We start from the raw sequence: 18,902 nt of genomic DNA, 5'->3' as shown, positions 1-18,902 counted from the left end.
ATATTCCAAATAAATGTTCTGGCAATTATAAACGTTGATTCTATCTAAACGACTCCTCAACGAAACCCCCGCGCACCGAAATCGCCTCAATTTGTTGATGAGATGTTGAAATTTCGCCTGCTGAAATAGAGCCCTTCCTTCAGAAGCAGGATCTAACATGTCTTCCATCGTCGATACACTTTTTTCTCATCAGCCCCAGCCTAAATCCGGCTGGCAGCTCTTCAATAATCTGGCCTTCGGGAAGATCACACCGGGGCTGGCATGGCAAAACCCCGCTTATCGACGTAAGTTCATGCTCCGTTCGCTGATGACACCGTTCAGCACCACGCGTCTGCTGTCAGAGCTGGCAAAGCAGCCGCGCCTGATGCAAATGTTGCAGGTGCAGCCGGGGCTGCCGTGCCGCCTGCACCGCCCGTGGTTAACGGTGGACATGGATCGCCGACAGGCGCTGGAATCGCTAACCTGGCACTACCAGACCATGACGCGCCAGCTTCCGGCAACGCTGGTCAAGGGTTACCTTTCACCGCAGGGGGCAACCCTGCTGACCCTGACCGGAAAAGACGAACAGCAGTTTACTGTGCGCCTGTGCGCCGACGCCTTCATGGATAAAGAGGGTGAAGCCACCCTCGTCTTTTGTAACCATCAGAATACCGTGCTGGCGGAAATGACCTTCACGCTGTGCCCGTTTGAAGGAAAAACAACGCTGTTCATCGGCGGCCTGCAGGGGGCAAAAGCACATGTTCCACATGAACTGATCCAGGGGGCGACCAAAGCATGTCACGGCCTGTTCCCGAAACGCCTGCTGGTTGAAACGGCAATGACGCTTGGCGCAGCTTTCCCGGTTGAGCATATTGTCGCGGTGAGTAACGCCACGCATATCTACCGCAGCTGGCGTTACCGCAAGAAAAAAGAGGGAAAACTGCTGGCCGATTATGACAGCTTCTGGCTCTCCCTCGGCGGGCAAAAACAGGATAACGGCCACTTCATGCTGCCGCTCGCCATGCCCCGTAAGCCGATGGACGAGATTGCGAGCAAAAAGCGCGCTGAGTACCGCCGCCGCTATGCGCTACTGGACAGCCTGACGCAACACGTCACGCAGGCGACCCGCGCTTAATCCGCTTTCCCGCGTGCCAGCCACAGCACGCGGGAGAACATCTTGCGCAGCAGCGTCGGCACGGACTCCACGCCACGTCTCCCCGCTTCCGTCGCCACCTCAATCGCTAAATCAGGTTTTGAAGAGCGGTGGATGGCTTTGGCAATCACGCGCCGCATGTTCATTGGCACATCCACCGGCACCATCGCAATCCGGTGGAACACGTCGTCGAACCCCTGACGGTACATAAAGTGCTCCATGTCCATGGCCGGCAGCATGGTTAGGTGGTCGCGCTCTTCTTCGCGCTCATTATTCAGCAGGCCACGCACGGTCGCGGCATATTTTTTCCCCGCTTCGTCACCATCCACCAGCACATGCCATTCAATGCCCATCCGCCGGGCGAATTTGATCAGCGGCTTGATCCCCGACTGGGCAAATTCGATAACCTTGATACCTTCGGCATCAAAATGGTGTCCGCACTGACGCGCCAGTTCGTTGATAACCCAGGTTTCCGTTTCTCCCTCAACCAGCAGCCAACAGCGGGCGAACAGCGACGACGCACGATTAAAGCGGATGTGGAACGAGATACGGCGCCCCTCTTCCGCATTCATCCCGCCCGGCCCGAGGCGATAGGCGGTGACGCGGGAAGACTCACGTACCAGACGGCAGACGTGCTCAACCGGGGTCAGCGACAATAACTCGCCGGAATTGGTGGTGGTCACGCGCTGCAGCGGCAGCAGATTCAACAGGTGCCACGCCACCGAGAGCATGATCGGGTGCAGGCGCGTTTCCGGGTCTTCCACCAGCAGCAGCGGGCGGGCGTCACGGTCGAGACGAACGGTGCCCTTGGCCTGCAAGAGCGTCGAAAACAGCCCCAGCAAAATCACCCGATGGGTACGGCCACCGGGCCTGTCGATCATCCGGTTAATGATATCGAGGTAACGCCAGCTGCGTTGTTCATCGTGAGAGCGGCGGCGCATCAGACGATGACGCGACTCCGACGTCCCCTGCTCGGAAAAATAGTGTTCCAGCAGTTGTACCATTGCCGACAACCCCTGGCGGATTTGACCATCGGTCAGATTTTGCGGACGCGCCACCAGCTCTCGCGCCAGGAAATCCAGCTCGCGGGCGGTCACTTCCACTTCCGGCATATTTGGTACAGTGCCGTTGCGGATCCGCCGCATAAAACGCGCATCACGCAGGCGCAACACCGGCATCAGGCGAATCAGGTGGCGAGCTAGGTCGTCGATGTCATCCAGCGGAATGGGGTTGGCTTTCTCATCGAGGAAATCACGCAGGGTTAATACGCCCTCGTTTTCTGCCATCTCACCTTCCAGCCGGTAGAAAATTCGGTGGAAACCGTCGTCGCACGGGACCCAGCAGGGTGATAACGGCCGGAAGCGACGCACGCGGTGACGCCCCGGCTCGGATTCGCGGAACGTCAGAATAATGTGCAGGTGTTTTTCGCGGCCATTCACATCGCCGGGAGGAAACCAGAAATCATCATGGGCAAAATGATACAGATCGTCTTCGGGCGAAAGCAGCAGCGTCAGCGCATCCAGCAGGCTGGACTTACCCCACGCGTTCTCACCGATCAGGACGTTGTTCTGCTCAAGCTGCAGCGACAGGCGGTTAATACCGCGGAACCCAACAATTTCCACACGTTCGAGAAGCATAAATCCCCCGCGAGATGATCACTTTTTCCTTTAAGTTATCAGCAGTATAGCGGCAGGAACTTTGACACGACAGCACAACCTTCGTGCTGTAGAGAATTGGTCTATGCTCTATTTACCGTCGATTTGAACAAGGAATGACATCACGTTGCCATAAATCAAATTAACCGAATTAATTTTAGTGGCGAAGGGATGTTTTTGTTTTTAAAATAATGGCTCTTTGAGTCGTCATCCCTTTTTTGACGATATCCCGCACGCAGGAACGCGTGTGAAGTTTATTATTGAGGTGGTTATGTTTAGAAAATTAGCAGCAGAATGCTTTGGTACATTCTGGCTGGTGTTTGGTGGCTGCGGTAGCGCCGTTCTGGCAGCAGCATTTCCGGAATTAGGTATTGGTTTTGTCGGCGTTGCGCTGGCATTCGGTTTAACCGTATTAACCATGGCGTTTGCCGTGGGTCATATTTCCGGTGGTCATTTTAACCCGGCGGTGACATTAGGTTTATGGGCGGGCGGTCGTTTCCCTGCTAAAGAAGTCATTGGTTATATTGTGGCCCAGGTTGTTGGCGGGATTATTGCTGCAGCGGTTCTGTACGTTATTGCCAGCGGTAAAGCCGGCTTTGACGCCGCCGCAAGCGGCTTCGCCTCAAACGGTTTCGGCGAACACTCCCCTGGCGGTTACTCCATGCTCTCTGCCATCGTGATTGAAATTGTGCTGACCGCAGGCTTCCTGCTGGTGATCCACGGCGCAACCGACAAACACGCCCCGGCGGGCTTTGCACCTATTGCCATTGGTCTGGCGCTGACGCTTATCCACCTGATCTCTATTCCGGTCACCAACACCTCCGTAAACCCGGCGCGCAGTACTGCCGTCGCAATTTTCCAGGGCGGCTGGGCGCTTGAGCAGCTGTGGCTGTTCTGGGTAATGCCAATCATCGGCGGTATTCTGGGCGGCGTGCTGTATCGCACCCTGCTGGAAAAACGCGATTAATTGCGTGTGCAGTCGGGTAGCACTTACGCTTACCCGACCTGCATGACAACACTCAGGCCGGGTCAGGCGTTGCTGCCACCCGGCTTTTTTGTTGCTCCTTTACCTGACAACGTTTATTGGGTAGTGTCTCTGGCGCTTAACAGATATTCACAAGGACCCGTTGTTCATGTTTTCAGGACTCCTCATCATTCTGCTGCCTCTGATTGTGGGCTACCTTATCCCGCTGCATCGCGAATCCGCGTTACGGCTTATCAACCGTTTTCTGAGCTGGATTGTCTACGTCATTCTTTTCTTTATGGGGATAAGCCTGGCGTTTCTGGATAATCTGGCCACCAATCTGCTGGCGATCCTGCATTATTCTGTCGTCACCTGCGCCGTTATTTTGCTGTGCAATATTGCCGCACTTTTCTGGCTTGAGCGCACTATTCCGTGGAAAAATCACCACCATCAGGAAAAACTGCCGTCACGAATTGCAATGGCGCTGGAATCTTTAAAATTATGCGGCGTCGTGGTGCTGGGTTTTGTTCTTGGGTTAAGCGGATGGAATTATTTACAGCACGCGACGGAAGCCAGTGAATATACCCTCATTTTCCTGCTGTTCCTTATCGGTATTCAGCTGCGAAATAATGGCATGACGTTGAAACAGATTGTCCTTAATCGCCGTGGAATGATCGTCGCGGTTATCGTCGTCATTAGCTCACTGGTGGCGGGCGTGATTAACGCTTTTATTCTCGGCCTGCCGTTAAAAACCGGTCTGGCAATGGCCTCCGGATTTGGCTGGTATTCCCTTTCCGGTATTCTGCTGACCGAATCGTTCGGTCCGGTCATCGGGAGCGCCGCCTTCTTTAACGACCTGGCGCGGGAATTAATTGCCATTATGCTGATCCCGGGCCTGGTGCGCCGCAGTCGCTCGACCGCACTGGGGCTGTGTGGCGCCACGTCGATGGACTTTACCCTGCCGGTTCTGCAGCGTTCAGGTGGGCTGGAGATGGTGCCTGCCGCCATCGTACACGGCTTTATTTTGAGCCTGCTGGTTCCCGTTCTGATGGCGTTTTTCTCCGCCTGATACTCCTCTGGCGGTAGGCTTTCTGCCGCCAAAATTGCGCTAAATCAATCTCCCTCTATTTTGTAGAAGAAAGCCCTTTTCACCGTTCAGTCACAGGCATAACCTCAAACATGTATATCAAATATAACTTTAACAGGTGTGATTATGTTTTGTGTGCAATGTGAACAAACCATCCGTACCCCGGCAGGCAATGGCTGCTCTTATGCGCAAGGTATGTGCGGCAAAACCGCAGAAACATCAGACCTGCAGGATCTGCTGATTGCCGCCCTGCAAGGCCTTTCCGCATGGGCATTCAAGGCCCGCGAATATGGCATTATTGACCACTATGTAGACAGTTTCGCCCCCCGCGCCTTTTTCTCCACGCTGACTAACGTTAACTTTGATTCCCCGCGCATCGTCGGCTATGCCCGCGAAGCAATTGCGTTGCGTGAAGCGCTGAAAGCGCAGTGCCTGAGCGCCGATGCCAACGCACGGGTAGAAAACCCAATGGCAGACCTGCAGCTGGTAAGCGACGACCTGGGCGAGCTGCAGCGTCAGGCAGCAGAATTCACCCCCAATAAAGACAAAGCGGCGATTGGCGAGAACATTCTCGGCCTGCGTCTGCTCTGCCTGTACGGCCTGAAAGGGGCCGCGGCCTATATGGAACACGCGCACGTCCTGGGCCAGTACGATAACGCTATCTATGCTCAGTACCACAAAATCATGGCGTGGCTGGGTACCTGGCCTGCCGAGATGAATCCGCTGCTCGAATGTTCAATGGAAATCGGCCAGATGAACTTCAACGTGATGCGTATTCTGGATGCCGGTGAAACCCGCACCTACGGCCACCCAACGCCGACGCAGGTTAACATTAAAGCGACCGAAGGCAAGTGCATCCTGATCTCCGGCCATGACCTGAAAGACCTCTATAACCTGCTGAAGCAGACCGAAGGCACGGGCGTTAACGTCTATACCCACGGCGAAATGCTGCCCGCACACGGCTACCCGGAACTGCGTAAATTTAAACACCTGGTCGGGAACTACGGCAGCGGCTGGCAGAACCAGCAGGTTGAGTTCGCCCGTTTCCCGGGCCCCATCGTGATGACCTCTAACTGCATCATCGACCCCACCGTTGGCGCGTATGACGACCGCATCTGGACCCGCAGCATCGTTGGCTGGCCGGGTGTGAGCCACCTGGAAGGGGATGATTTCGGCCCGGTCATCGCCCAGGCGCAGCAGATGGGTGGCTTCCCGTACAGCGAAATCGAACATCTGATCACCGTCGGCTTTGGTCGTGAAACCCTGCTCGGTGCCGCGGATTCACTGATTGACCTCGTGAGCCGTGAAAAACTGCGCCATATCTTCCTGATTGGCGGCTGTGACGGCGCGCGCGGTGAGCGTAACTACTTCACCGATTTCGCCACCAGCGTACCGGAAGATTGCCTGATCCTGACGCTGGCGTGCGGTAAATACCGTTTCAACAAGCTGGACTTCGGCAACATCGAAGGTTTGCCACGTCTGGTCGATGCGGGTCAGTGTAACGATGCCTACTCTGCCATCATTCTGGCCGTCACGCTGGCGGAAAAACTGGGCTGCGGCGTCAACGATCTGCCGCTGTCGCTGGTACTCTCCTGGTTTGAACAGAAAGCGATTGTCATCCTGCTGACCCTGCTCTCACTCGGCGTGACCAACATTGTGACCGGCCCCACCGCACCCGGCTTCCTGACACCGGATCTGCTGGCCGTGCTGAACGAGAAGTTTGGTCTGCGTTCCGTGACCACCGTAGAAGAAGATATGCAGCAGCTGCTGAGCGCGTAAGGAGTTATTCATGACCATGCCAACCTCACAATGCCCGTGGCGGATGCAAGTTCATCACATCCATCAGGAGACGCCGGATGTGTGGACGCTGTCCCTGCTGTGCCATGACTACTATCCGTACCGTGCAGGTCAGTATGCGCTGGTCAGTGTCCGCAACTCAGCGGACACGCTGCGCGCCTACACGATCTCCTCAACGCCGGGCGTGAGCGAGTACATCACGCTCACTATCCGCCGTATCGATGATGGCGCAGGCTCGCAGTGGCTGACCCGGGACGTGAAGCGCGGGGATTACCTCTGGCTGTCGGACGCACACGGGGATTTCACCTGTGACGATAAAGCGGAAGATAAATTCCTGCTGCTGGCCGCCGGGTGCGGCGTCACGCCGATCATGTCAATGCGTCGCTGGCTGGCGAAAAACCGTCCGCAGGCTGATGTTCAGGTGATCTTCAGCGTGCGCTCGCCGGAAGATGTGATCTTTGCCGAAGAGTGGCGTAACTATCCGGTGACGCTGGTGGCGGAACATAACGCAACCCACGGTTTTGTCGCCGGACGTCTGAGCCGTGAACTGCTGCAAAGCGTCCCGGATCTCGCGGATCGTACCGTGATGACCTGTGGGCCGGCGCCGTATATGGATATCGTTGAGCAGGACGTGAAAGCGCTGGGCGTGACCCGCTTCTTCAAAGAGCAGTTCTTCACCCCGGTGGCGGAAGCGGCAACCAGCGGAATTACGTTCACCAGACTGCAGCCTGCTCAGACTTTCTTTGGCCGGGTCGGCACCACGCTACTGGACGCGCTGGAAAGCAACAACGTGCCGGTGGTGGCAGCATGCCGTGCTGGCGTGTGTGGCTGCTGCAAGACCAAAGTGGTCTCCGGTGAGTACACCGTGACGAGCACCATGACGCTGACCGAGGCAGAAATCGCCGACGGATACGTGCTGGCGTGCTCGTGTCATCCACAGGGCGATCTTGTGCTGGCGTAGCGAATGACGGGGGTAAGCGCTCGCGTTTACCCCCGGTTAGTACGCCTACCGCCAGACCGGCGCTTTCCCCAACGCAAAACGCCCAGCGCCTAAACATGCTACCGCCAGCGCACCGATAAAGAAGTACACCAGGCTCTCAATCGCCCAGGCACCTACCGCGTCCAGCGCAAAGGTTTCCCCCGTCCCGACCATCAGCCACGCCACAATCATGGTAAACGCCAGCACCAGTGCCGCCGGGCGCGTAAAAAGCCCCACGATAATCAGGACAGGTGCCACCACTTCGCCAATGAGCACGCCGTAGGCGATAAACCCCGGTAATCCTTTTTCCACCAGCATGCCGCTGATGAACCCCACGCCACCCAATAACTTGTGTAAACCGTGAAAAAGCATCAGCCCACCGACGGCAAGTCGTAACAAGAGTTTGCCGGCATCGTCGCACGATAGCTTTTCATTAACAGCAATTAACAATGATTTAACCATTTGAAATGATTCCTGTTTTCATCTGTGTGATGACCAGATTATGCCGAATCATTGCGGGTGAAAAGCACCTTTTAATAAGGGGGAAAGCGCGGCAATACAGTGACTTTCTTCTAAGCTTGTAAGCGATATCACTTAAAGGAGATGGACACCCATGAAACAAACCGTGGCTGCATACATAGCAAAAACCCTCGAGCAGGCAGGCGTAAAGCGCATCTGGGGCGTAACCGGCGACTCCCTGAACGGGCTGAGCGATAGCCTCAATAAGATGAAGACCATTGAATGGATGCCAACCCGTCATGAAGAGGTTGCCGCCTTCGCGGCTGGGGCGGAAGCGCAGGTAACGGGTGAACTGGCCGTCTGCGCCGGATCGTGCGGACCGGGCAACCTTCACTTGATCAACGGCCTGTTTGACTGCCACCGCAATCACGTACCGGTCCTGGCGATTGCCGCTCACATCCCTTCTTCCGAAATCGGCAGCGGCTATTTTCAGGAGACGCATCCTCAGGAGCTGTTCCGTGAATGCAGCCACTATTGCGAATTAGTTTCCTCACCAGAACAGATCCCTCAGGTTCTGGCCATTGCAATGCGCAAAGCCGTGCTTAACCGCGGTGTTTCGGTGGTCGTTATTCCCGGTGACGTGGCGCTGAAGGCCGCGCCTGAAGGTGCCAGTTCGCACTGGTATCACGCCCCACAGCCTGTCATCACGCCGGCTGAAGAAGAGCTCAAAAAGCTCGCGCAGCTGCTGCGTTACTCCAGCAATATCGCCCTGATGTGCGGCAGTGGCTGTGCGGGCGCGCACAAAGAGCTGGTGGAATTTGCCGGCAAGTTAAAATCCCCGATTGTTCACGCCCTGCGCGGCAAAGAGCATGTCGAATATGACAATCCGTATGACGTGGGCATGACCGGACTGATCGGTTTTTCCAGCGGTTTCCACACCATGATGAATGCCGACACGCTGATCCTGCTCGGCACCCAGTTCCCGTACCGCGCGTTTTACCCGACGGATGCCAAAATCATTCAGATTGATATTAACCCGGGCAGTATTGGTGCCCACAGCAAAGTCGATATGGCGCTGGTAGGGGACATCAAATCCACCCTCGCCGCCCTGCTGCCGCTGGTGGAAGAAAAAACCGACCGGAAGTTCCTCGACAAAGCCCTCAGTGATTACCGCGATGCACGCAAAGGACTGGACGATCTTGCCAAACCGAGCGACAAAGCCATTCATCCCCAGTATCTGGCGCAGCAAATTAGCCATTTCGCGGACGACGATGCCATTTTTACCTGCGACGTGGGCACCCCGACCGTCTGGGCGGCACGCTATCTGAAGATGAACGGCAAACGCCGTCTGCTGGGGTCGTTCAACCACGGTTCGATGGCCAACGCCATGCCGCAGGCGCTGGGGGCCAAGGCCACCGCACCAGAGCGTCAGGTGGTGGCGATGTGCGGCGACGGCGGGTTCAGCATGCTGATGGGCGATTTCCTGTCGGTTGTGCAGATGAAGCTCCCGCTGAAAATCGTGGTCTTTAACAACAGCGTGCTGGGCTTTGTGGCGATGGAGATGAAGGCAGGTGGCTATCTGACGGACGGCACCGAGCTACACGACACCAACTTCGCGCGCATCGCTGAAGCCTGCGGCATCACGGGTATTCGCGTAGAGAAAGCCTCAGAAGTCGATGAAGCCCTGCAGCGCGCCTTCTCCATCGACGGTCCGGTACTGGTGGACGTGGTGGTGGCGAAAGAAGAGCTGGCGATCCCACCGCAGATTAAACTCGAGCAGGCCAAAGGATTCAGCCTCTATATGCTGCGCGCCATCATCAGCGGACGCGGTGATGAGGTAATCGAACTGGCAAAAACCAACTGGCTCAGGTAAAACATTTCACATAACCTCTTAAATTAAAGGGATGTGAAATGATTGATTTACGCAGTGATACCGTTACCCGACCGGGTCGCGCCATGCTCGAAGAGATGATGGCCGCCCCGGTCGGGGACGACGTCTACGGTGACGATCCAACGGTGAATGCGCTGCAGCGTTATGCCGCCGAGCTAAGCGGTAAAGAGGCTGCCCTGTTTCTGCCATCCGGCACCCAGGCCAACCTGGTGGCGTTGCTCAGCCACTGCGAACGCGGTGAAGAGTATATTGCCGGTCAGGGCGCGCACAATTACCTGTACGAAGCAGGCGGTGCGGCGGTACTGGGCAGCATTCAGCCTCAGCCGATTGATGCCGCCCCGGACGGCACCCTGCCGCTCGACAAGGTCGCGGCGAAAATCAAAGTCGATGATGTGCATTTCGCCCGCACCAGGCTGCTCAGTCTGGAAAACACCCACAACGGCAAAGTGCTGCCGCGCGAGTACCTGAAAGCAGCGTGGGAATTCACCCGCGAGCGCAAACTCGGGCTGCACGTGGACGGCGCGCGCATCTTTAACGCCGTGGTGGAGTATGGCTGCGAGCTGAAAGACATCGCGCAGTATTGCGATTCGTTCACTATTTGCCTGTCTAAAGGGCTGGGGACGCCCGTTGGCTCGCTGCTGGTGGGCAATGCGGACTACATCAAACGCGCGGTCCGCTGGCGTAAGATGACCGGCGGCGGGATGCGCCAGGCCGGTATTCTGGCGGCAGCCGGACTGTACGCCCTGAAAAACAACGTGGCCCGCCTGAAAGACGACCATGAAAACGCCGCGTGGATGGCCGCACAGCTACGCGAGATTGGTGCAGACGTTATGCGCCACGATACCAACATGCTGTTCATTCGCGTGGGCGAAGAGCACGCTGCCGCGCTGGGTGAGTTTATGAAAGCCCGTGGCGTGTTGATCAACGCCTCGCCGGTGGTACGCCTGGTTATGCACCTGGACGTTAATCGTCAGCAGCTGGCAGACGTGGTGAAACACTGGCAGGCGTTTTTACAGCGCTAAGGAGCAGAGCGTGCCGCAGCGTATTCTGGTACTCGGTGCCAGTGGGTATATCGGTCAGCATCTCACCACTGCGTTAAGTCAGCAGGGACACCAGGTGCTGGCCGTGGCACGCAACACGGAGCGTCTGCAAAAGCTGCACCTGCCCGGGGTGACCTGTCACAACGTCGATCTCAACTGGCCCACGACGCTGCCGGCGTTACTGGAAGGGGTCGACACGCTTTACTACCTTGTTCACAGCATGGGCGAAGGGGGCGATTTTATCGCCCACGAGCGTCAGGTGGCGATGAACGTCCGCGACGCGCTGTTGCTCACACCGGTGAAGCAGGTGATTTTTTTAAGCTCGCTGCAGGCGCCTGCTAACGAGCAGTCCGATCATCTTCGCGCCCGTCAGCTCACGGCTGAGACCCTGCGCGGCGCCAATATTCCCGTCACCGAACTGCGGGCGGGGATCATCGTCGGGGCCGGCTCCGCCGCGTTCGAAGTGATGCGCGACATGGTGTACAACCTGCCGGTGCTTACCCCGCCGCGCTGGGTGCGATCGCGCACCACGCCGATTGCGCTGGAAAATTTACGCCATTATCTGGTGGCCCTGCTGGACCATCCGGCTGAGCAACACCGTGTGCTTGAGGCTGCCGGCCCGGAAGTGCTGAGCTACCAGCAACAGTTCGAACATTTTATGCGCGTCAGCGGCCGCCGACGCTGGCTGATCCCCATTCCCTTCCCTACCCGCTGGATCTCGGTGTGGTTTTTAAACGTCATTACGTCCGTGCCGCCGACGACCGCAAAAGCGCTGATCCAGGGGCTCAAACACGATCTGCTGGCCGACGATCGCGCGTTGCGTGCGCTGATCCCCCAGACGCTGATCCGTTTCGATGACGCGGTACGCAATACGCTCAAGGAAGAGGAACAGCTGATGAACTCCAGCGACTGGGGCTACGACGCCCAGGCGTTTGCCCGCTGGCGGCCTGAGTACGGTTACTTTCCTAAACAGGCGGGCTGCACGGTGAACACCCCGGCAAGTCTGGCGGACCTGTGGGAGGTGGTGAATCAGATTGGCGGCAAAGAACGCTATTTCTTCGGCAATATCCTCTGGCAAACCCGTGGCGCACTGGATCTGCTGGTAGGACACAGGCTGGCGAAAGGCCGTCCTGCGCACCCGTATCTTGCGGTAGGCGATACGGTTGACAGCTGGAAGGTAATTATCGTCGAGCCCGAAAAACAGCTGGCGCTGCTGTTTGGCATGAAAGCGCCCGGCCTGGGACGGTTGTGCTTTACGCTAAAAGACAAAGGCGACCATCGTGAACTGGACGTTCGTGCCTGGTGGCACCCGCACGGTATGCCTGGGCTTTTCTACTGGTTGTTAATGATCCCCGCTCACCTGTTTATCTTTCGCGGAATGGCGAAACGTATCGCGCAGCTGGCAGAACAAAAGACGAAAATAACTCAATAAAACTCTTATTCTTTCACCTTTCCCATTGCAACCCGCCGTAATTCACGAAAGAATGCGCACGAAATTCTTTTTCAACACAGTGGATTGATATGAAGGTACTGGTTACCGGGGCGACCAGCGGCTTAGGCCGAAATGCGGTCGAGTTTCTGCGCAACAAAGGCATCAGCGTCAGGGCCACCGGTCGCAACGAAGCGATGGGTAAACTGCTGCAAAAAATGGGCGCAGAGTTTGTCCATGCCGACCTGACGGAGCTGGTCTCCTCTCAGGCCAAGGTGATGCTGGCCGGTATCGATACGCTGTGGCACTGCTCCAGTTTTACCTCCCCGTGGGGTACCCAGGAAGCTTTTGACCTCGCCAATGTGCGTGCCACCCGTCGTCTGGGTGAATGGGCCGTGGCCTGGGGCGTGCGTAACTTTATTCATATCTCCTCCCCGTCTCTCTATTTCGACTATCACCATCACCGCGACGTGCAGGAAGATTTTCGCCCGGCGCGCTTTGCCTGTGAGTTTGCCCGCAGTAAAGCGGCCAGCGAAGAGGTGATCGATCTGCTGGCGCAGTCGAACCCGCACACCCGTTTTACCGTATTGCGTCCTCAGAGCCTGTTCGGCCCGCATGACAAAGTGTTTATCCCGCGTCTGGCGCAGATGATGCACCACTACGGCAGCGTGCTGCTGCCCCGCGGTGGCGATGCGATGGTGGATATGACGTACTACGAAAATGCGGTCCACGCCATGTGGCTGGCAAGCCAGCCGGACTGCGATACCCTGATTTCCGGTCGCGCGTACAATATCACCAACGGTGAGCCCTGCACGCTGCGCAGCATCGTGCAAAGGTTGATTGACGAGTTGCAAATCGACTGCCGTATTCGTTCCGTGCCCTACCCGATGCTGGATATGATTGCCCGCAGTATGGAGCGTCTTGGGAGTAAATCGGCGAAAGAGCCTGCGTTGACGCACTACGGTGTCTCAAAGCTCAACTTTGATTTTACGCTGGATATCACCCGCGCAGAAAACGAACTGGGGTATAAGCCGATTGTCTCCCTGGATGAAGGGATTGTGCGTACTGCCGCCTGGTTGCGTGACCACGGTAAATTGCATCGCTAGTTGAGCGCGTTCATCTCAGAGAACAGAGACGAAAACGGCAACCCGAAGGTTGCCGTTTTGTTTTACAGCGCCGTCCAGGCGTCTGACCACGCCAGACCCGCGCCTGGCTCGTAGTACGCCGGGGCATTGTTACACCAGCCGCTGTACGGGAACGGTTTGCACTGGAACAGTTTACCGTGGTTATTCACGATATCGCCTGCCTTGTACTTGCTGTTCGCGCTCCACGCGGCGTAAGCACCAGAGGTACCGTCGTTTTCAGACGGCGTCGTGGCTTTCGCCTTAACGTTCAGCAGATAGGAGGTGGTGCTGCTCAGCTCGCCATCGCTCACGGTCAGGCTGACTTCGTACTGTTGAGCCGTCGCAGACTCGGGCGCGGTAAAGGTCACCACCGCCTTGTCTTCACCGGTGACCGTCTGGCCATCCTGTGAACGCCAGGTGTAGGTCAGCGTGTTGCCGTCCTGGTCAGTGGATCCTTCTGCGCTCAGGGATACCTGCGCGCCCGCTTCCACCGCACCGATTGGGCCCGCAATCTGCGCGACCGGGGCGTGGTTCACCACGGTCGGTTCTGCCGGCGTTTCGTCCGGAACCGGTGCCGGTGCCGGGGTTTCATCTTCCGATGGCGTCGGTGCCGGAGTGACCGGATGCTCGTCCGGCGTCACGGCGGAACCGTCATCGTTGATGATGTTGACGTTATAGAATTTCTTCACGCAGTTCGTGTAGTCACCTTCTTTAAAGGCGCTGAACGGCGTCTGATAACCGACCAGCTGGCAGGAATACGTTTTACCGTCTGGCGTATCGGCACTCCATCCCCAGTCCTGCTCCCAGTAAATCTTCAGCGCACCGGAGCCGCCTTCATCGAACTGCTTCATGTTGGCACAGCCGAGCACTTCATTTGCCGGGACAGGCACTTTCAGGTACTTCGCAAACTCTTTGTAGTACTTGATACGGTTTTCAGACTGGGCAATCTCAGTCGGGCCGCCACACTCTACGCCACCGTTAATGATCTGGGTGGTCACGCCGAAGCCCGGAACCAGGCCGTTGGCTTTGTCATGATCGTTTGGCTGCCAGGTGCCGTCGATAACCTGCAGCATGCTCGGTTTCGGCGGCTGCGGGTAGGCGAAGAAGAAGATGGCGCTTGCCAGGTTCAGCCAGGTGTCAGCCACCAGCTCCGGCTTGTCGAGCAGCGTGCGGACAGTGCCGAACATCGCTTCAGAGAACGGACCGTAGTTGTAGTTATAAGACAGCTGTTTTGCCCCACGGCCAAAGTAACTCACGAAATCGCCGTCTTTGTCTTTGCCGCACGGCCAGGTTTGTCCCTGCCAGATATCAGGATTACATTCGCCGTTGTAACCGCCTTTCTGCCCTTCGGTCCAGCCCATTTCGCGAACGTGAACCAGCGCCTGACGCCATTCGGCTTCCGGACGCCAGCTTTCGTGGCCGCCGGTTTCCTGTGCGAAGTGGGCAAACATGGTGGCCAGCTCTTTACGGCAGATGGCGTCGCTGTCACGGCCGTCGTTGTAGGTCTTACACAGCGCCGGGAATTTGCCCACCGCTTTCAGGAAGTTACTGTAGGTGTAGGACTGCGCTCGCATCGGGAAAAGGTATTCCCAGTCGCTGGCCTTCACAATGCCTTCAACGCGTTTGACGTTATCCGGGTTCGCTGCACGGCCTGGCTCAATCAGCTCAACCTGGGCATTATCCAGCGTACGAATGGTGTCTTTAACCGACGCCATCAGTGGAAAGTTAGTCAGTTCCTGTTCTTTCTTCGCCAGATCGCTGGCTTTCAGGGTGAACGGCTCGCTGGTGGTTGCCTGCAGCGTCGCAGCCTGTGCCATGAAAGGCGCAATGCATGCACCCGCAACGAGCACGCTCAGTAAGGTCCTTTTGGTCATTTCAACTCATCCTATATATAGCAACAAGGGTTAATGCAATCACGGTTTATGTATTATTCCCTTAATAAATAAACCAAAGAGTGCGGTAATTTTTCATTTTCTGAAGCGCACCTCTTGGTACGCTTCAAAAAACAAAAAGCAGAATTAATAAGAGGAACGAGGTTTTATCTCCTGATATTTCGCCCAGACCTTGCGGGCATAATTCATACGCTTTGAATAATTCTCTTTTTTCACTCCCGCGTTATAAGCCCCGACGGCTTCCCAGTTATAGCCATATACGTTGATCATCGTCGACAGTATTGACGCGCCCACCATAATGGAGGTGCAGGGCTCGGTCACAAGCCGGTTCTCGTCAATGCCCTGGCGCTGCAGTTCGCTGAAATGCGTGCTGTTAATCTGCATTAATCCCACATCCCGCGAGCCATCCTGATTCCACCCCACGGCATTCGGATTCATACCGGATTCCACCTGCGCAATGGCATATAATAAATACGGATCGACATGATAATAATGCGCCGCTTTATCCCAGCAATTTGCTGCCGCACTCTGACTTAAAATAAGCAATAACAATAAAAAGCGTTTCATCTCATTACCTGTTTATTTACTGACGATCCTTCTCCTTGCGCACGCTGTCTTATTCCGGAAGGGGTTGACCACACCCGAAATGGGGTGTGGTCAACGATTGCAGGCGATATCAAACCCGCAACCTCAGGCTAAGAAGGTTATTTGCAGTCTGCTGACGCGCCTTCTTTCACCCATACATCGCTGTTACCTGGTTTATCACCACGGGTCCACCATTTCGCACGGTAGACATACCCCTGGTAGGTGGTCGTATCGCCACCGTTGTAAACCACATCTGAACGCCAGTTCATTTTCACCTGGCTGACCAGCTCCCACGCATCCGCGTCAAAGCCAGGTTTATTGCCCTGTGTCCAGTACTTCGCTTTCCACACCAGGTTGTCGGCGCTCACGGTGTCACCACTGTTGTAGATTTTGCTCGCACTCCAGGCCGGGTACTGGCTGGCATTGGCATCAACAGGTGCATCACAACTGCCGGTGGCAGAGCCTTCATCAGAAGGTGGCGTGACCTCATCGGCAGGTGGTGTCACCTCGTCAGATGGCGGCGTGACCTCATCGGCTGGTGGTGTTACCTCGTCAGATGGCGGCGTGACCTCATCGGCTGCTTTTGGCGTGACAATAACCTGCACGTTCGATTGAACGCTGGTTTTACCGTCGCTGACCACCACGCTCAGGGTGTAGGTGGAATCGGAAGCGACAGCCGGTGCGGTGATATTCACGTTCGCGGTGTCAGTACCGGTTGCGTTCATGTCCGCCGGCACGCTCCAGGCATAGGTCAGCGCGTCACCATCCGGATCGGCCGCCTGCGCATGCAGGGCATAGGTTTCACCCGCCTGCAGCGTGATGCTTTCCATCGGGTTGACCACGGGTGCCTGGTTCGCTTTAGGTGCTTTGTTCACGACCTGAACATCAATGGCGTTCGTCAGGCCTTTCGCATCTTTCACCGTCAGGCGGAAGGAGAGCGTCTGGTTCTGAGTCACTGCCGCCGCGCCGAAGGAGGCTTTGGCTTTCGTGCTGTTGGTAAGGGTCACGGCTGGACCGGAAATCTGGGTCCACTTATAGGTAATGGCGTCGCCGTCCGGATCGCCAGACGCAGAGCCATCGAGGGTGACGGTAACAGGCCCGGTCACGGTCTGATCGGCAGCCGCAGCGATCGGCGCATGGTTGGTGACAACGGGATCAACCGGCGTTGAACCGCCGCCCAACAGGCTTTCGTTCATCGCATTAAGGATGTCGCCATTGTCCGAGTCGATGGACCAGGAGAACAGACCGCCCAGATTTTTCGCCAGCACATACTTACCTTTTGCCGTGGTAGAACGCGCGTCTTCATAGGTAATCAGATCGCCGGTGGCTTTATTGAACAGATACGGCGCTTCTGCCGCGGCATCGTATTTGTATTCCCAGCCTGGCTTGCCTTTGTACTCGTTCGCAATCTGACGGTAGTCAACCACGCCCGGTTCCCAGGTGCCTTTGACCGCCCCCGTTGCCGTACCGGTGAACGGATTGTCGCCGGTGTAGCCATGAACGCCGGTCCAGCCGCGACCGTACATGCCCGCCCCTACAACAATCTTGCCCGGCTGCACGCCCTGTTCCAGCAGCGCGTTCACGCCGTTTTCAGTGGTGTAGTTGGTGTCCGGTTTCCACTCCGCGCCGTGCAACGCCGCCTGGTGGCCGAGATCAGTGTTGCTCCAGCCGCCGTAGAAGTCGTAGCTCATCAGGAAGATGTGGTCGAGGTACTGCTGCGCCGTGGTGTAATCCACGTCTTCAATTTTGTCTTTACCGGAACCAATGGCGGTGGTCAGTTCGTACGTACGGCCCGTTTCTGCTGACAGCTCGTTCAGCATCGCGCGCAGATCGTGCATCACCGCGGTATAGGTGGCTTTGTCCTGAGCAGGGTTGCCAAGATTTTCCGACACGCCACCACCCCCCGGGAATTCCCAGTCAATATCGACCCCGTCGAAGAATTTCCAGGTTTTCAGGAACTCTTTCACGGAAGAGACGAAGCGCGCGCGGATCGCGGAATCATGCATCTGGAAGAACGGATCGGACATCGTCCAGCCGCCAATGGAAGGCAGCACTTTCAGATCCGGATGGGCTTTTTTCAGCGCCATCAACTGACCAAAGTTACCTTTGTAGGGGTCGTCCCAGTTGGTCACGCCGGCCTGCGGTTTTTGCAATGCCGCCCACGGATCGTGAATGGCCACGGTGTAATCCTGACGGCCCGCACAGGCGCGCTGCAGCGCGGCGAAGCTGTTGCCGTTCTCAACCGTTTTTAACCCGTCGTTGATGCCATCACCGCCACAGATCGGAATGAAACCGTACAAAATGTGGTTCAGGTTCGCCGCAGGGATTTTATCCACCGGGAACTCACGCCCATAGACGCCCCACTCAGGGAAATAGGCACCCACCACTTTGTCCGTATGTTGAGAGAAAGTTTTGTTATTTTCCTTCAGGGTGGTGTTCAGCGGCAGCAGATGGCTTCCGTCCGTGTCCGCCACGATGATCAGTTTGCTGGCACTTTTAGAACACCCGCTGGCGTTACAGAGTTCAACCTGCTCCTGATAGCGTCCGCCCTTTTTCACTTTGAAGGTGGCTGACCCGGAGGCGCTTGCGGCGCCACTCCACACGGCCTGACCATCCAGAAGCACTTTCGCCGAGGTTGGCGCATCGCCGCTCCAGACGTTCCACTCAACTTTCACATCCGCGCCATCATGGACTTTCACAAGGCTGTTATAGTCTTGCGCTGCCTGGTCAACTTCAACAATCGCAAACTTATCATTGCCACTGCTGAGGGTTGGCGTACCTGGCGCCGCCGCGAAGGCAGAGCTGGACGCCGCTGCAACGAAAAGCGCCAGATATTTAGGCTTCATAAATTTCATTTTTATTTCCTGA

14 protein-coding genes are annotated in these 18,902 nt (G+C 56.5%); 9 read left to right on the top strand and 5 right to left on the bottom strand.

What is annotated here, in order from left to right; all coding sequences use genetic code 11:
* The first annotated feature begins 157 nt into the window (after window positions 1-157).
* Window positions 158-1,114 (top strand): VirK/YbjX family protein, encoded by a 957-nt coding sequence (locus AAIR21_RS08475; RefSeq protein WP_183516506.1) that lies wholly within the window; start codon window positions 158-160, stop codon window positions 1,112-1,114.
* Here the strand turns inward: AAIR21_RS08475 and AAIR21_RS08470 are convergent.
* Window positions 1,111-2,769: an ATP-dependent endonuclease gene (locus tag AAIR21_RS08470; RefSeq protein ID WP_014169354.1), complete on the bottom strand. Its 1,659-nt coding sequence runs from the start codon at window positions 2,767-2,769 to the stop codon at window positions 1,111-1,113. The genes AAIR21_RS08475 and AAIR21_RS08470 overlap by 4 nt on opposite strands.
* Before the next feature lie 289 nt (window positions 2,770-3,058).
* On the opposite strand from AAIR21_RS08470, the gene aqpZ reads away from it, so the two are divergent.
* From aqpZ to hcr, 4 genes are all read left to right on the top strand, one after another.
* Complete coding sequence (aqpZ, locus tag AAIR21_RS08465; protein WP_025204573.1) at window positions 3,059-3,754, top strand: aquaporin Z; 696 nt, start codon at window positions 3,059-3,061, stop codon at window positions 3,752-3,754.
* Between the two features lie 166 nt (window positions 3,755-3,920).
* A complete protein-coding gene (locus AAIR21_RS08460) occupies window positions 3,921-4,820 on the top strand; it encodes a lysine exporter LysO family protein (protein ID WP_113656792.1) in 900 nt (299 codons plus the stop codon).
* 144 nt (window positions 4,821-4,964) lie between these two features.
* Window positions 4,965-6,617, top strand: a complete 1,653-nt coding sequence (gene hcp, locus AAIR21_RS08455) for a hydroxylamine reductase (protein WP_183516507.1) — start codon at window positions 4,965-4,967, stop codon at window positions 6,615-6,617.
* A gap of 10 nt (window positions 6,618-6,627) precedes the next feature.
* Entirely contained in the window at window positions 6,628-7,596 is a 969-nt protein-coding gene (gene hcr, locus AAIR21_RS08450) for an NADH oxidoreductase (protein ID WP_014169350.1), read from the top strand.
* A 45-nt stretch (window positions 7,597-7,641) separates the two neighbouring features.
* Here hcr and AAIR21_RS08445 read toward each other — a convergent pair whose 3' ends face one another.
* Entirely contained in the window at window positions 7,642-8,076 is a 435-nt protein-coding gene (locus AAIR21_RS08445) for a DoxX family protein (protein WP_032677784.1), read from the bottom strand.
* A 151-nt stretch (window positions 8,077-8,227) separates the two neighbouring features.
* On the opposite strand from AAIR21_RS08445, the gene poxB reads away from it, so the two are divergent.
* The 4 genes from poxB to AAIR21_RS08425 all read left to right on the top strand — a co-directional run bounded on the left by poxB (window position 8,228) and on the right by AAIR21_RS08425 (window position 13,539).
* Window positions 8,228-9,946, top strand: a complete 1,719-nt coding sequence (gene poxB / locus AAIR21_RS08440; protein WP_014169348.1) for a ubiquinone-dependent pyruvate dehydrogenase — start codon at window positions 8,228-8,230, stop codon at window positions 9,944-9,946.
* 38 nt (window positions 9,947-9,984) lie between these two features.
* Window positions 9,985-10,986, top strand: a complete 1,002-nt coding sequence (ltaE, locus tag AAIR21_RS08435) for a low-specificity L-threonine aldolase (protein WP_020884843.1) — start codon at window positions 9,985-9,987, stop codon at window positions 10,984-10,986.
* A 10-nt stretch (window positions 10,987-10,996) separates the two neighbouring features.
* Complete coding sequence (locus AAIR21_RS08430) at window positions 10,997-12,436, top strand: SDR family oxidoreductase (RefSeq protein ID WP_079231226.1); 1,440 nt, start codon at window positions 10,997-10,999, stop codon at window positions 12,434-12,436.
* 89 nt (window positions 12,437-12,525) lie between these two features.
* A complete protein-coding gene (locus tag AAIR21_RS08425; RefSeq protein ID WP_020884845.1) occupies window positions 12,526-13,539 on the top strand; it encodes an NAD-dependent epimerase/dehydratase family protein in 1,014 nt (337 codons plus the stop codon).
* Between the two features lie 62 nt (window positions 13,540-13,601).
* On the opposite strand, the gene AAIR21_RS08420 is transcribed toward AAIR21_RS08425, so the two are convergent.
* The 3 genes from AAIR21_RS08420 to AAIR21_RS08410 form a co-directional block, all read right to left on the bottom strand.
* Window positions 13,602-15,431, bottom strand: coding sequence for a chitinase (locus AAIR21_RS08420; protein WP_014169344.1), 1,830 nt, complete (start codon window positions 15,429-15,431; stop codon window positions 13,602-13,604).
* A gap of 144 nt (window positions 15,432-15,575) precedes the next feature.
* Complete coding sequence (gene iagB, locus AAIR21_RS08415; protein WP_020884847.1) at window positions 15,576-16,016, bottom strand: type III secretion system invasion protein IagB; 441 nt, start codon at window positions 16,014-16,016, stop codon at window positions 15,576-15,578.
* Between the two features lie 137 nt (window positions 16,017-16,153).
* Complete coding sequence (locus AAIR21_RS08410; protein WP_032681347.1) at window positions 16,154-18,889, bottom strand: glycosyl hydrolase family 18 protein; 2,736 nt, start codon at window positions 18,887-18,889, stop codon at window positions 16,154-16,156.
* Window positions 18,890-18,902 lie beyond the last annotated feature (13 nt).

The sequence above is a fragment of the Enterobacter sp. PTB genome (assembly GCF_051130085.1).
GTDB classification, from domain to species: Bacteria; Pseudomonadota; Gammaproteobacteria; order Enterobacterales; family Enterobacteriaceae; genus Enterobacter; species Enterobacter ludwigii.
Note: the sequence above shows the minus strand (reverse complement) of the source record. Positions and strands in the feature narration are given on the sequence as shown.